The following is a 14,494-nucleotide window of genomic DNA, read 5'->3' as shown; positions in this document are numbered from 1 at the left end:
GGTCATGCGGACCCGCGTGGTCCAGATCTCGCCGTCCGGCAGCGTGAACGGATCGCGGTCCAGCACCACCAGATCGGCGGGGCGGCCCGGCTCGATCACCCCGGCGGGGGAGCGGTTGATCCACGCCGAGCCCGCCGTGTACGCGGTCATCACGGTGGCCAGGTCGATGCGCTGCCCGGGCAGGAACGGCGTCTGGGCCGTCGGGTAGCCGGCGTGCATCGACCCGCCCGGTTCGGTGCGGTTGACGGCCACGTGCATGCCCTGCAGCGGGTCGGCGTTCGACACCGGCCAGTCGCTGCCGGCGCAGAACCGGGTTCCGTGCCGCAGCAGGTCGGCGAACGGATACTGCCAGGAGGAGCGCGGCTCGCCGAGGAAGGGCAGGGTCAGCTCGTCCATCTGCAGGTGGTGGGTGGCCCAGAGCGGCTGCAGGTTGGCCGTCACGCCGAGTTCGGCGAAGCGCGGCACGTCCGAGGGCTCGATGATCTGCAGGTGGGCGATGTGGTGCCGGTTGGCCGGGTCGGTGCCGGCGAAGCCGTCCAGCGCCTCGCGCACCGCCCGCTCGCCGATCGCGTGCACGTGCACCTGGAAGCCGAGCCGGTCGAGCTCGCGGACGTACTCCTTGAGCTTGACCGGGTCGACGTACGACAGGCCCGTGCCGCCGCACCGGCAGTACGGCTCCAGCGTGGCGGCGGTGAAGTTCTCCGTGATGCCGTCCTGCATGATCTTGACGGAGGTGGCGGCGAACCGGTCCAGCCCTTCGGCCGACGCCCGCCGTTCGAGCAGGTCGTCGATCTGGTCCAGGCCCCGGGCCCGGTCCCACCACAGGGCGCCCACCACGCGCGCCCGCAGCCGCCCTGAGCGGGCCGCGGACAGGTAGGCGGGCAACTGGTCCTGGGAGCCCGCGTACGAGCCCACGATCGCGTCCTGCCACCCGGTGATGCCCAGCGTGAACAGGTGCGCCTGGGCGTCCATCAGGGCGGCGTCGAGGTCGGCCGCGGTGGGGCGCGGGGTGAGCAGGCCGACCAGGTCCATGGCGCCCTCGTGCAGCACGCCCGTGGGGGTGCCGTCCGGGTCGCGCTCGATCCGGCCGTCGGCGGGGTCCGGCGTGTCCCGGGTGATCCCGGCCCGTTCGAGCGCGCGGTCGTTGACCCAGGCGGCGTGGTGGTCGCGCTGGATCAGGTAGACCGGCCGGTCCAGGAAGCCGAGCTGCTCGCGCCGGGGCAGCCCGCCGGGGAAGGCGGACATGTCCCAGCCGCCGCCGGTGATCCACTCCTGGTCCGGGTGCGCGTCGGCGTGGGAACGCACCGCGCCGAGGTACTCCTCCAGCCCGTACAGCTCCGCGAGGTCGCACCCGGCGCGTTCCAGGCCGGCCTGGACCGGGTGCATGTGCGCGTCGGTGAACCCGGGCGTCAGCAGCCCGCCGTCCAGGTCGACGGTCTCGTGCCGGGGCGCCTGGGCGGCCAGCTCCCGCTCCGCGCCGACGGCGGCGATCACGCCGTCTCGCACCAGGACGGACTCGGCGAAGCCGCCTTGCGCGGTGAACACGCGCCCGCCGCGGAAGAGGATGTTCATGCGATCTGCTCTCTCGTACAGGTAAATAAGTGGTGAAACACGACGTTAGCGGCAACGTAACAGGTACCAGTCATCCTTCTCATATGGGATTTCTGCGCATCCGTACCACCGTTGACGAGCGTCCGGGACGGCTCGCCTCCCTGGCCTCCGCGCTCGCGGAGCGGGGTGGCAACATTCTCGGCCTGAGCGTCCAGTCCGACACCGACGGGACCGTGGACGAGTTCGTCGCCGACATCCCCGCGAACCCCGAGACCGTCCGCGAGGCGCTCGAAGCGGCCGGCGGGCGCAACGTCCTGGTGGCGCCCGCGACGGCGCACGAGCTGACCGACGAGCCCACCCGCGCGCTGCTGCTGGCCTCCCGCCTGCGCACGGCCCCCTGGCGGCTGCCCGAGCTGCTGGCGGAGCTGCTGCGCGCGGACGACGCCCGGTGGGTCTATGGTGATGCGGTGAGTGACCTGCCTGATCCCACCCTCCTGGTCGTGCCCGTCGCGGCCAAGAGAGCCGTGCGGCTGCGCCGCGCGGAGCTGCCGTTCACGCTGACCGAGGCCGCCAGGGCCGCCTCCTTCGTCCGGCTCGCCCAGCCGCCGGCGGAGCAGGAGTCGGCCGAGAGCGCGGTCAAGCTCTCCGACGGCTCCGAGGTCGTGATCAGGACGCTCACCCCCGTCTACCGCGAGGCGGTGCGCGACCTGCACGACCGGTGCTCGCCCGAGTCGCGGCGCTTCCGCTACTTCACCGCGCTGCCGGCGCTGCCGCCGCGCATGTTCGAGCGGCTCTGCGACCGCCGCCGCGGCCACTCGATCATCGCGGGCAACGACGGCCAGGTGGTCGCGCTGGCCAACCTGGTGTTCACCGCCGACCCGGGCATCGCCGAGCTGGCGTTCCTGGTCGAGGACCGCTGGCAGGGGCGCGGGCTCGGCTCGACCCTGGCCAGGACCCTCGTGCGCCAGGCCCGCGACCTGGGCTACGCCGAGGTCAGGACCTCCATGCTGGCCGACAACGTCCGGATGCGCAGGCTGCTCGTCTCGCTCGGCGCCACGCTGGTCTACACCGACGACCCCGGCGTGGTGGAGGGGCGACTGCCCGTCGGCGTCCTGACGTCAACCTGACCGGCGGTTCTCCGGTCCGGTGCCGAGGTGGCGCTCGATGCGGTCGAGGCTCTCCTGGATCTGCGCGAGCCGCTGGGCCACGGCCGAGCCCGCGGTGAAGTGCGGCTCGCCCGGACGCTCCCTCGGGCCCCGGCTCAGGCGGTCCAGGATCCGCTGCCGCATCGCGGCGAAGTCGACCCCCGCGTCCGCCAGGGCCTGCGCGCCCAGGCCCTGGCCCTCCCGGAGCAGGCCGAGCAGGATGTGCTCGGCGGAGATGTAGGTGTGGCGCAGCTGCAGGGCCTCCCGCAGCGACAGCTCTAGCACCTTCTTGGCCCGGGGCGTGAACGGGCTGTGCCCGCCGGGGCGGCCCTCCCCGGGCCCGACCTCGCGTTCCACGAACTCCCGCACCTGGGCCAGACTCGCGCCGCAGCCGGTCAGCACGTGCGCGGACGCGCCCTCGCCCTCGCGCATGAGGCCGAGCAGCACGTGCTCGGTCCCGATGTAGTTGTGGCCCAAGGCCCTGGCCTCTTCCTGGGCGAGGACGACGACCCTGCGGGCACGGTCGGTGAAGCGCTCGAACACGGGCGGCCTCCGTACGAGTGGGCTGCCTCCACTATGCGCTAGAAACCGGCCATGTGGGGTATCTCATCCTGTGTGGATCTTGACGAAGTGGCGGCCCGGCTGTATGCGCTTCCGCCGGCCGGCTTCACCGCCGCCCGCACCGAGGAGGCGCGGGCGGCCAGGCAGGCGGGGGACGCCGCGCTGGCCCGCGAGATCGGCAAGCTGCGCAAGCCCACCGTCTCCGCCTGGGCGGTGAACAGGGCCGTCCGCGAGCACCCCGGCGAGCTGGACGAGCTGCTGGCCCTCGGCGAGGAACTGCGCGAGGCGTGGGCCGCCCAGGACGCCGACGCGCTGACCGAGGCGACCCGCCGGCGCGGCGAGCTGACCGGCAGGCTGTCCCGGCTGATCAGGCAGGGCGCCGAGCTGACGCCCGCCGTCGTGGCCGAGGTCGGCCAGACGCTCGACGCGGCCGTCGTGGACGCGGACGCCGCCGCCGAGGTGCGGCGCGGACGCCTGGTCAAGCCGCTCAGCTACAGCGGCTTCGCCCCCGCCCCCGTGACCCGCGGTGCGGGCCGGAGAAGGCGGCCGCGCGAGGAGGTGGACGACCGGGCCGCCGAGACCGAGGAGAGGAAGGCGAAGGAGCGGGCCGAGGCCGAGGCGGCGCACCGCGAGTGGACCCAGGCCCTGGCCGAGGCCGAACGGGAGCACGGCGAGCGCGCCGAGAGGGTGGACCGGCTGGAGAAGAAGCTGGCCAAGGCGCGCAAGCGGCTGGAGGACGCCGCCCACCGGCTGGAGGTCGCCCGCCGCGAGGAACGCCACGCCCGCGCCAGGCTGGGAGACTAGGCCGGTTCATCCAAAGTTTCGCGGCGCTTGCGGCGTCAGGCCGCGTTTCACCTGGGGCTGCGAGGCTGGATGCTCCTTCGTTGAATCTGACAAATTGTTGGCAGATTCAGGCGGAAAGCCTACCGGACGCGCTCGGACCGCGCCTAAGGTCGTCCGCATGAGCCTCGACGCCTTCATCGACGCCCTGCCCAAGGTCGAACTGCACGTCCACCTGATCGGCTCCGCCTCGGTGCCCACCGTGCTCGAACTGGCCCGCCGGCACCCCGACCGGGGAGTGCCCACCGACGAGCGGGCGTTACGCGCCTTCTACACCTTCCGCGACTTCCCGCACTTCGCCCAGGTGTACGCCGCCGTCAACGCGCTCGTGCGCGAACCGGAGGACGTCGCCGCCCTCGTCACCGGGCTGGCCCGCGACCTGGCGTCACAGGGCGGGCGCTACGCCGAACTGCAGGTCACCCCGTACGCCCACCACGTCACCGGGATCCCCAGAGCAGAGGTCACCAAGGCCCTGGACCTGGCCGCGCGGGAGTCGCTCGCCGAGCACGGGGTCGAGATCGCGTACATCTTCGACATCCCCGGCGAGTTCGGCGAGGAGGCCGCGAAGATCACGCTCGACCACGCGCTGGAGGAACCTCCCGCCGCGTTGGTAGGTTTCGGCCTGGGCGGGATCGAGCAGCGGCGGCCCGCTTACCGTGACGCCTTCCGCGACGCGTTCACCGCCGCGCGGGCGGCCGGGCTCCACAGCGTCCCGCACGGCGGCGAGATGACCGGCCCCGAGACCATCTGGGAGGTCATCGACGGGCTCGGCGCCGAACGCATCGGCCACGGCATCGCCTGCCTGGACGACCCCCGCCTCGTCGCCCACCTGCGCGAGACCCAGATCCCGCTGGACGTCTGCCCCACCTCCAACGTGTGCACCGGCCAGGTCGCCCGCATCGAGGACCACCCGCTGCCGCGCATGCTGGAGGAGGGCCTGTTCGTCACGCTCAACAGCGACGATCCGCCCATGTTCGCCACCACCCTGGCCGGGGAGTACCGCGTGGCGGCCCGCGCGCTCGGTCTCGGCCGCGTTGAACTGGCGCAGCTGGCCCGCAACGCGGTGACGGCGTCCTACCTGGCCCAGGAGCGCAAGCGGGCGCTCCTGGCCGAGATCGACGCCCTCGTCGCCTGAGAGTTTGTCGGCGGGACACCCTAAGGTCCCGATCATGAGGAACGCCTGGGACGAGATCAGGGCCGCCGTCGCGGCCGAGGACGCCGCCGCCGTCGCCAAGCTGGTGGCCGGGCTCGACGACGAGCAGCGTCGCGAGGTGGCACGTGAGCTGCCGCGACACCTGCCCGAGGCGCAGCAGGCCGGCCGGCGCAGGGACGCCGGGCGCGAGGCACGGCGCATGGCGGCCGTGCAGGAGCTCGCCGCCAGGTCCGGCAGGTCGATCTACGAGTTGCCGGACTACTACGCGCACGACTGGCGGCGGCGCGACTTCTGGATCGAGCCCATGCGGGTCGCCGGCGCCGGCACCATCGCGGGCGCCGCCGCCGTCGCCGCCTGGCTCACCAGGGCCGTCCTGCAGCGCGAGGAGGGCCTGGAAGATCTCGACGACGTGCCGCTCATCCTCGACGTCGTGGCCGCCAGACCCGCCGCCTGGCAGCGCGACCTCGCCACTCGGGTCGCGCTCCGGCTGCGCGGCGCCCGCCCGGTCCCCGATCAGCGCGTCCGGCTGGCCCTGGAGCTGCTGCGCCGCACCGGCGCCGAGCCGCCCGCGCACGACCCGCTCACCCTCGCCTGGATCGCCGCCACCCCGCCCGACCGGCTGGCCGGCGACCCGCTCCTGGACGCGATGGCGCCCAGGCTGTTCGAGGCCGAGGGCGTGGGCCGGCTGCTCCGCGACGACCACGACTGGCCCGACGCCCTCGCCGAGCTCGCCCGTACCGGCAGGATCGCCCGGCAGGCGCTCCTCGACGGCTGCCGCACCCGGTTCCTGTGCGGCGGCGGGGCCGCCGACATGCGCTTCTTCGTCCGCCTGCACGAGCGGCTCGACCCCGCTCCCGAGGAGCTCGCCGGCCGCCTGCCCGACTACCTGGCGCTGCTGCCCGCCGCCGCGACCAACGTCGCCGACCTGGCGCTCCGGCAGGCCCGGCGGCTCGGCCCGGTGCCTCCGGCCGACGCCGGCGAGGCCGTCCAGGGGCTGCTGTTCCGCAAGGAGGGCAAGCTCGTACGGGCCGGTCTGGCCTGGCTCGACCGGCTGCTCAAGGAGGACGGGGGCGACCTCGACGCCTATGCGCCCGCGCTGGCCGTCGCCCTGGTCTGCGAAGCGGCCGACGCCCGCGAGCGGGCGGTGAAGCTGGCCGTCAAGCACGCCGCCCGGTTCGGCCCGGCGGGCGCCGAGACGCTCCGCGAGGCGGTGGCGACGCTCCCTGCCCACCAGGGAGCCACGCTGGCGGCGGCCTTCGGCGGCGACGCGATCGAGCCGGAGCCGGAGACCTTCGTGCCCGGCACGCTCCCGCCCGCGCCGCGGTCCGCCCCGATGCCGCCGCCCATCCGCACCCCTGAGGAGCTGGCGCGGCTCACGCCGCAGGAAGGCGACTGGGTCGGGGAGGAGCGCTGGCTGGACGGCTTCGTCCGGCTCGCCTCGGGCCACGGACGCGACCGCCTGACCGCCGCGCTGGCCGGGCGCGCCATGCCGGACGACGAGTACGCCTGGCGGCCGTGGTGGCACACCGCTCAGTGGATCGGCGCGATGGCCGGAGAGCTGACGGATCCCGGGGCGGAGAGCCGGATGCCGCGCGCCGTCCCGCCGGCGGAGCGGATCCCGGAGATGACGCACGCCGCGGCCTGGAGACTCATGCCGCTCATGCGGTACGCGGAGGTCTACCGGGCCCTGGCCGACCGGCGGCTGCCTCCCTGCCTGCTGGCCACGCCCACCCGGGCCAACGGCCTGCTCGACCCGGAGACGCTGGTGGAGCGGCTCGAAGGGTACGAGCGCGCCGGCGTCGAGGCGCTGCCCCTGGACCTGCGGCAGGCGCTGCTCCGCATGGGGCGCTCCGCCGGGCCGCAGGTGGCGGCGCGGGCGGCGCGGCTCTCCAGCCAGGCGGGACGCCAGGTCGCCCGCTGGCTCACCGACCGGCCCGCCGACCCGGAGGTGACGCTCCGCAGGGAGGAGCACCAGGGCAGGATCCACGTGTTCTCGGACTTCTCCTTAGGGCCCGAGCACCGGGAGGTGGTGGGGGATCTGCTGGTGCACCGCTGGCACGAGGAGTCGCCGGACCGGACGCTCGCCGTCTTCGCCGGGCATCGCGAGCTGGTCGCCGCCCGGTGCGCGTGGTCGTCGTTCGGGTACGCCGGCGCGTTCAGGCGCGTCCCCCTCGACCTGCTGGCCGCCGCCGACGGCCCCGCGGGACCAGGGATGTCGTTGCTGCTGGCGCACTGGCTGGTCAACGACTACGACAGCGAGGCGGCGAGGACGTTCCTGCGGCTGGCCGCCTCGGGCGGGGTGGCGGGGGAGGAGCTGGGCAGGCAGCTCGCCGACGTGCTGCGGCACTCGGAGGAAGGACCGCGGTACGCTCTCGCGGCGCTCAAGGAGGCGGCCGAGCGGGGCGCGCACCGGGAGGTGTGGGACGTCATGACCGGATGGCTGCCCGCCTGCCTGCCGGGGCCGGGGGAGCGGGCCACGACGGCGCACACGCGGGTGGTGACGTTCGCGGCCGACGTGGCGTCCTGGGCCGGCGCGCGGGGCGAACTGCCGGTGATCGCGGAGCTGGCGGCCCGGTCGCGGAGCAGCGAACTGGTCCGCCAGGCCCGCCGCCTGCACGCCCGCCTCACCGCCTGACGCCGTCGTACGACTGATCTTGTCCGCCTTTCCTGACGCTCGCTGGAGTCGACCCCTCTTGTTCCCGGAGGACATCCCGTGCGCCGCTACCGTTTCGGCAGGATCGTCGGAAGGGCGGGGCGCCGGAAGGCGGCCCCGCCCTGATCAGGCGGCGAATCGGTCGCTACCCGGCGTAGGTCTCGAACTCGGCGACCTTCGGCGTGCCGGACGATCCGGTGATCCTGAAGGTGATCTTCTTCAGCGTGGTGGGGGAGAAGGTGATGGCGCCCGCCCCGCTGCCGGAGGCCAGGACGGCGGAGGTGTCGTGGTTGACGACCTGCCAGGACCCGATCGACGAGCCCGACGCCTCACGGATGACGATCCTGGACACCGTGCGGGCGGAATCCCACTTGACCGAGATGTCACCGGTCGAGCCGGCCGGTGACCAGTGGGTGCCCAGGTTGCCGTCCACCACGTTGCCGTAGCTGGTCCCGGAGGCCTTGCTGGAGCCGTCGGCGCCGGCTCCGATGCTGAGGTTGGGGCCGCCCTGGGTGGGGGTGACGGTCGGGGTGACGGTGGGGGTGCTGGTCGGCGTGTTCGTGGGAGTGTTCGTCGGTGACGGCGACTGCGGGGTGCAGCTGCCGTCCGACACCCGCAGGCCCTTGTTGGCGCCCGCCGTCTGACCGACGACGCTCGGCACGCAGGAGGCCCCGTCCATGCTGTAGGAGTACGGGACGCTGACGGAGGTGTTGGACTGGGGGTTCGGCCCGGCCGGGTTGTGGTCGCCGCTGCGGGCGGACCAGGTCACGTTGTCGAAGATGTTGCCGCTGACCTGCCAGTAGCCGGCCTCGTCGGTGTAGAAGGTGCCCAGGACGTCCTTGGAGTTCCTGAAGTGGTTGTTCTCCACCTTGGCCCGGCCGCCGGCCCGGGAGTTGATGCCCGACTCGTTGATGCTCACGTACGCGTTGTTGTAGATGTGCGCGATGCCGCCCCGCAGCAGGGGCGTGCGCGAGTCGATGTTCTCGTACAGGTTGTGGTGGAAGGTGACGTAGCCGTTCGAACGGTCACTCTCGCTCGACCCGATGAGTCCGCCGCGGCCCGAGTTGCGCAGGATGCTGTACGACAGCGTCACATATTGGGTGTCGTCCTTCATGTCGAAGAGGCCGTCGAACCCCTCCGACTCGCCGCCCGAGGCCTCCAGGGTGACGTGGTCGACCCAGACGTTGCGTACGCCGCTCTCCATCCCGATGGCGTCACCGCCGTTCGACGTGGGCGAGCCGGACTTCTTGACGTTCCGGACCGTCACGTTCTGGATGATGATGTTGCGGGCCTCGCGGATGTGGATGCCCAGCTGGTCGAAGACGGCGCCGCTGCCGACTCCGACGATCGTGACGTTACTGATCTGCTTGAGCTCGATCACGCCGGCGGCGGTGTTGCAGCTGTTGCCGGACACCTTGGCGGTGTTGCCGTGGTTGATGGTGCCTTCGACCTGGATGATGATCGGGGTGCTGCTGCTCGCCCGGTTGCACAGGGCCGTGTGGATGGCGGTCCCCGTCGTGGCCCGCACCGTCTGCCCGCCGGCGCCGCCGGTGGTGCCGCCGTTGGCGGTCGCGTAGCCGGTGACGCCGCCGGCGGCCGCCGAGGCCTGCAACGCCGGCGAAGCCAGGCCGACCGCGGCCGCGACGGCCGCCGTGGTCAGCACGGCCGGGAGTCGCCAGGCGACTGATCGTCTCATCCTCGTCCTACCTTCCGTTCGTTGTCGCTGTGCGGGTCGATGCGGAGGGCCGCCGGGACCGTGCTCGGAAACAGTCGCGGCAGTCCTTGGTAAGCGCTTTCCAACCGCTGCCGACTCAAGCACAGCGTGAGCGGCGCGGGAAGCCGGAGAGCTCAACCGCAGCGATCGGGCGGCCTCCTCGGTCACCTCTGGCAGGCCGCCGCGTTTCACGGAAATCCGCAGGCCGGTGGGTTCGGCAACAGGGCGGGGCCGGGTGCTCCCGGCCGGTCCGAGACGGATGAAACTTTCATCCCGACGCCGGTCGGCTCCTCGCCGCCGGCCGTACGGTCGTGATCAGACGACTCCGTACCCGCTGCGCCGGGGGCGGGTGCCGGTCAAGGGCCTGTCTGTCCCCGGTCGAAGGCGCCGGCATGATTCATGATCATGGTGATGAGGCCGGCGGTCGCGATGAACGTCCCTCCGCCCCACACCAGGGCGCCAGACATGGGGATGCCGTTCTCCCTCGCCACGACGAGCGCGATGAGCGCGATCACCAGAGCGAGAAGCATGTCGACGGCTAAGCAGAGCGTGATGCGCAGGGGAGTGTTCACTTTCTCCTCATTTCATGCAAGCGGAGCAAGATCGGAGGAAGTGTGCCGGCGCCCATCCCTGAAGACCCTTTCGCCAGGGCGGGATAACTGTCGCCCTCCTCCGTCGCAGACTCAGATTAGAGGGTTCTGGAAGGCCGGTGCAGATGCAAATGCATGTGCATATCAAAATCTTTGATCGGAGGATGATGATCCCTCCGGAGAAGTGATTCGGTTGCTCTAAGTGGATTTCGACGACATCTGCGGAAAGTTGAACACGCACGGTATCTGCACGTGCAAACGCCGAACGCTTCCGAAGCGAAGACGCCGACGGCCGCCCGCCGGAGATCATCCGGGGGCGGCCGTCTCGTGAAGCGTCAGGGGGAGGCGATGCGGCCGAGGCCGGGCGGGATCTTGCCGGCCGCCGCGCGGTCCAGCAGGAACAGCGTGCGGCGCCGGGCCCGCGCGCCCGCCGCGGGCACCTGCACCGGGCCGGACTCCGACAGGGCCAGCCGGACCGCGCCCGACTTCTCCTCGCCGGCCGCCACCACCCACACCTCGCGCGAGCCCTGGATGGTCGGCAGCGTCAGCGAGATCCGCGTCGGCGGCGGCTTCGGCGCGCCGTGCACCGCCACCACCGGCCGGGTGTCGTAGAGCGCGGGCATCCCCGGGAACAGCGACGCCACGTGCGCGTCTGGCCCCATGCCCAGCAGCATCACGTCGAAGGTCGGCGCCGGGCCGTGGTCCTCCGGCCGGGCGGCCTTGGCCAGCTCGACGGCGTAGGCGTCGGCCGACTCCTCGGCCGACAGACCCGAGTCGGGGCCGGCCATCACGTGCACCCGCGCCGGGTCGACGTCCACGTGGTCGAGCAGCGCCTGCCGGGCCCCGGTCTCGTTGCGCTCCGGGTGGCCCGACGGCAGGAACCGCTCGTCGCCCCACCAGACGTCGAGCCGTCGCCAGTCGACGGCGTCCCTGGCCGGGGTGTCGCGGATCGCGGCCAGCGTGGCGACGCCGACGGTGCCGCCCGTCAGCACGAGCGACGCCGAGCCCTGCGCGGACTGGACGTCGACCAGCCGGGTGATGATCCGCGCGGCCACCGCCTTGGCCAGCACGTCGGCGTCACGGTGCACGACAACAGTGGGAACGCTCACCTCTACCACCTTAGTGGGCGTAGGTACGGGCGAGTCGCTTGACGGCCAGCTCGTAGGTCTCGTCGGAGTCGAGCCGGCGCAGCTCCTCCGCGAGCAGCTCCGACAGGTGCCGGCGGGTCAGCGCGACGTGCCTGTCCGGCTGGCCGGGACGCGACAGCGTGGCCAGCCGGGCGTCCTCGCGCACCACCGCCAGCTCGCCGCCGTCGATCGTGAGACGCACCTCGGTGAGCCCCGGCCCTCCGGACTCGGCGACGTCGACCGGGACGTTCAGCCGTTCCGACAGCCAGGCGGCCAGCAGCGGCGCGCTCGGGTTGCCGGGCGAGCCCGCCACCCGGCCGCCGTACACCTCGCCCACCGGCTGGTCGAACGCGGCCGCCAGCAGGCTGCGCCACGGCGTCAGCCGCGCCCACGCCAGGTCGGTGTCGCCGCCGGCGTAGCCCTTGGCCCGGTCCACCAGCGAGGCGACCCCGTCGGCGGCGGTCTTGGCGTCGGTGAGCCTGCGCTGGGCGAGCATTCCGATCGGGTCCGCCGACGGCACGTCCGGCGCGCGGCTGGGCCACCAGGCGACCACCGGCGTGTCGGGCAGCAGCAGCGGGCTCACCACCGAGTCGGCGTGGTCGGTCAGCTCCCCGTAGAGCCGCAGCACCACCGTCTCGCCCGGCGCGGACTCGCCGATGCGCAGCTCGGCGTCGAGCCGGTTGACCTCGTCGGTCTCCCGGTTGACCACCACGAGGATGCGCGACGGGTGCTCGCGCGCCGCGTCCGTGGCCGCGCGCACCGCGTCGTACTGGTCGCGCTCCTCGCACACCACCACCAGCGTCAGCACCATGCCGACCGCGGGCGCGCCCATTTGGTGGCGCAGCTGCGTGAGCTGACTGGCGATCTTCCCGGCTGTCGTGTCAGCCAGCATGAAGGTGGTCACGAACGCTCCTCCACCGGTCCGGTGACGACAGCGGCGCCGCTCCCGCTTCGCCCGATCACTAGAGCCTCCTCCACGTGCGTCCGTCGCGGGCCATCATCGCGTCGGCCGAAGGCGGCCCCCACGACCCCGACGGGTAGGGCTCCGGCTGGCCCTGGGTGGCCCAGAACTCCTCGATCGGGTCGAGGATCTGCCACGACAGCTCCACCTCGCGCTGGTGCGGGAAGAGCGGCGGGTCGCCGATCATGACATCGAGCAGCAGCCGCTCGTACGCCTCGGGCGAGGACTCCAGGAACGACTCGCCGTAGGCGAAGTCCATGGACACGTCGCGCACCTCCATCGCGGTGCCCGGCACCTTGGAGCCGAACCGCACCGTGATGCCCTCGTCGGGCTGCACCCGGATCACCAGCGCGTTCTGGCCCAGGATCTCGGTGTCGTCCTTGCTGAACGGCAGGTGCGGCGCCCGCTGGAACACCACCGCCACCTCCGTCACCCGGCGGCCCAGCCGCTTGCCGGTGCGCAGGTAGAACGGCACCCCGGCCCAGCGCCGGTTGGCGATCTCCAGCTTCACCGCCGCGTACGTCTCGGTCATCGAGTCGGGCGAGATGCCGTCCTCCTGCAGGTAGCCCGGCACCTTCTCGCCGCCCTGCCAGCCCGCCGCGTACTGGCCGCGGGCGGTGTTGAGCGCCAGGTCGGACGGCAGCCGCACCGCCATCAGCACCTTCTCCTTCTCCCGGCGCAGCGCCTTGGCGTCGAAGGAGGTCGGGTCCTCCATGGCCACCAGCGCCAGCAGTTGCAGCAGGTGGTTCTGGATCACGTCGCGGGCCGCGCCGATGCCGTCGTAGTAGCCGGCCCGGCCGCCGATGCCGATGTCCTCGGCCATGGTGATCTGCACGTGGTCGACGAAGCTGCGGTTCCAGATCGGCTCGTACAGGTTGTTGGCGAACCGCAGCGCCATGATGTTCTGGACGGTCTCCTTGCCCAGGTAGTGGTCGATCCGGAAGATCGAGCTCTCCGGGAAGGCCGACGTGGTGATCTCGTTCAGCTCGTGGGCCGACTTCAGGTCGTGGCCGAACGGCTTCTCGATCACCACCCGCCGCCAGGAGCCGTCGGGCGCCTCGGCCAGCCCGGTGCGCTTGAGCTGCTCCACCACCACGGGGAAGAACTTCGGCGGCACCGACAGGTAGAACGCGTAGTTGCCGCCCGTGCCCCGCAAATCGTCGATCTCCCGCAGCGCCATCGCCAGCGCGTCGAACGCGCCGTCGTCGGAGAACTCGCCCGGCACGAAGTGGATGCCCTCACGGAGCTGCCGCCAGACCTCCTCCCGGAACGGCGTCCTGGCGTGCGTCTTCACCGCGTCGTGCGTCAGCTGGGCGAAGTCCTGGTCCTGCCAGTCGCGCCGGGCGAACCCGACCAGCGAGAACCCGGGCGGCAGCAGCCCTCGGTTGCCCAGGTCGTAGATCGCCGGCAGCAGCTTGCGTTTGGCCAGGTCGCCCGTCACACCGAACAGCACCATCACGCACGGCCCCGCCACCCGCGGCAGCCGTTTGTCACGCGGGTCGCGCAGCGGGTTGGCCGCCGCCACCTCGATCGTGGTCGAGGTGGCGGCGACGGCCGCGGCCACGGCGAGCGCCTCCGCCGGGGGCCCTGCCGGGTCACTCATCTCAAACCTCCTGTACGGGCGCGGGGGGGGGGGGGGGCCCCCCCCCCCCCCCCCCCCCCCCCCGCCCCCGGTGTCGCCCGCCGACGACCCGCACGGGCGCGACCCCGAGGCGGTGCGGCGCTTCGTCGAGCGGTTCACGGCGGTCATGGTGGAGGCGGGAGTGCCGCGGATGGCGTCACGGGTGCTGGCCTGCCTGTTCGCCACCGACTCGGCCAGCCTGACGGCCGCCGACCTGGTACGGCGACTGCAGGTGAGCCCCGCGTCGGTGTCCAAGGCGATCGGCTACCTCGAAGGGCTGGGCATGGTGCGGCGCGAGCGCGACGCCAGGCCGCGCCGGGAGCGCTACGTCATCGAGGACGACGTGTGGTTCGGGGCCTGGTCGGCCAGCTCGCGCAAGGTCGCCGACTGGGCGCAGGCGGCGCATGAGGGCGTCACCCTGCTCGGCCCCGACACGCCCGCCGGCGACCGGATGCGCCAGATGGGCCGGTTCTTCGCCGAGCTCGGGCAGGACATGAGCGGCGCTCTGGGGCCGCAGGCGGCCGACGACGTGCTGACCATGGCCGCCGCCCTGCTCCACGCGGGCCGCCCGCTCACCG

At 72.7% G+C, this 14,494-nt stretch carries 11 protein-coding genes and 1 pseudogene; 5 read left to right on the top strand and 7 right to left on the bottom strand.

Annotated elements, in window-relative coordinates; translation table 11 throughout:
- The coding region (locus OUY22_RS31100; RefSeq protein ID WP_270158802.1) for an amidohydrolase at positions 1-1,572 on the bottom strand (1,572 nt) is incomplete at its 3' end.
- Between the two features lie 83 nt (positions 1,573-1,655).
- Between OUY22_RS31100 and OUY22_RS31095 the strand changes: the two genes are divergently transcribed.
- The gene (locus OUY22_RS31095) at positions 1,656-2,678 is read left to right on the top strand and encodes a GNAT family N-acetyltransferase (RefSeq protein WP_270158801.1); all 1,023 of its coding nucleotides are present in this window, start codon (positions 1,656-1,658) and stop codon (positions 2,676-2,678) included.
- A 135-nt stretch (positions 2,679-2,813) separates the two neighbouring features.
- On the opposite strand, the pseudogene OUY22_RS31090 reads toward OUY22_RS31095, so the two are convergent.
- A pseudogene (locus tag OUY22_RS31090) lies at positions 2,814-3,239 on the bottom strand (Clp protease N-terminal domain-containing protein); the annotation flags it as partial.
- Positions 3,240-3,311: 72 nt separating this feature from the next.
- On the opposite strand from OUY22_RS31090, the gene OUY22_RS31085 reads away from it, so the two are divergent.
- The 3 genes from OUY22_RS31085 (at position 3,312) to OUY22_RS31075 (ending at position 7,885) form a co-directional block, all read left to right on the top strand.
- Positions 3,312-4,061 (top strand): hypothetical protein, encoded by a 750-nt coding sequence (locus tag OUY22_RS31085; RefSeq protein ID WP_270158800.1) that lies wholly within the window; start codon positions 3,312-3,314, stop codon positions 4,059-4,061.
- 157 nt (positions 4,062-4,218) lie between these two features.
- The gene (gene add / locus OUY22_RS31080) at positions 4,219-5,232 is read left to right on the top strand and encodes an adenosine deaminase (RefSeq protein ID WP_270158799.1); all 1,014 of its coding nucleotides are present in this window, start codon (positions 4,219-4,221) and stop codon (positions 5,230-5,232) included.
- A 34-nt stretch (positions 5,233-5,266) separates the two neighbouring features.
- Positions 5,267-7,885 (top strand): DUF7824 domain-containing protein, encoded by a 2,619-nt coding sequence (locus tag OUY22_RS31075; RefSeq protein WP_270158798.1) that lies wholly within the window; start codon positions 5,267-5,269, stop codon positions 7,883-7,885.
- 163 nt (positions 7,886-8,048) lie between these two features.
- Here OUY22_RS31075 and OUY22_RS31070 read toward each other — a convergent pair whose 3' ends face one another.
- From OUY22_RS31070 to zwf, 5 genes are all read right to left on the bottom strand, one after another.
- A complete protein-coding gene (locus OUY22_RS31070) occupies positions 8,049-9,599 on the bottom strand; it encodes a pectate lyase family protein (RefSeq protein ID WP_270158796.1) in 1,551 nt (516 codons plus the stop codon).
- 374 nt (positions 9,600-9,973) lie between these two features.
- Positions 9,974-10,189 (bottom strand): hypothetical protein, encoded by a 216-nt coding sequence (locus OUY22_RS31065; protein ID WP_270158795.1) that lies wholly within the window; start codon positions 10,187-10,189, stop codon positions 9,974-9,976.
- 353 nt (positions 10,190-10,542) lie between these two features.
- A complete protein-coding gene (pgl, locus tag OUY22_RS31060) occupies positions 10,543-11,316 on the bottom strand; it encodes a 6-phosphogluconolactonase (protein ID WP_270158794.1) in 774 nt (257 codons plus the stop codon).
- A gap of 10 nt (positions 11,317-11,326) precedes the next feature.
- Complete coding sequence (locus OUY22_RS31055) at positions 11,327-12,238, bottom strand: glucose-6-phosphate dehydrogenase assembly protein OpcA (RefSeq protein ID WP_270158793.1); 912 nt, start codon at positions 12,236-12,238, stop codon at positions 11,327-11,329.
- Positions 12,239-12,296: 58 nt separating this feature from the next.
- On the bottom strand, positions 12,297-13,898 hold the full coding sequence (gene zwf, locus OUY22_RS31050; protein WP_270158792.1) for a glucose-6-phosphate dehydrogenase: 1,602 nt from the start codon (positions 13,896-13,898) through the stop codon (positions 12,297-12,299).
- Between the two features lie 70 nt (positions 13,899-13,968).
- On the opposite strand from zwf, the gene OUY22_RS31045 reads away from it, so the two are divergent.
- A partial coding sequence (locus tag OUY22_RS31045; protein WP_270158791.1) for a GbsR/MarR family transcriptional regulator occupies positions 13,969-14,494 on the top strand: 526 nt, incomplete at its 3' end.

The sequence above is a fragment of the Nonomuraea corallina genome (genome assembly GCF_027620315.1).
Taxonomy (GTDB): Bacteria; Actinomycetota; Actinomycetes; order Streptosporangiales; family Streptosporangiaceae; genus Nonomuraea; species Nonomuraea corallina.
This window is presented reverse-complemented; position numbering and strand designations above follow the sequence as displayed.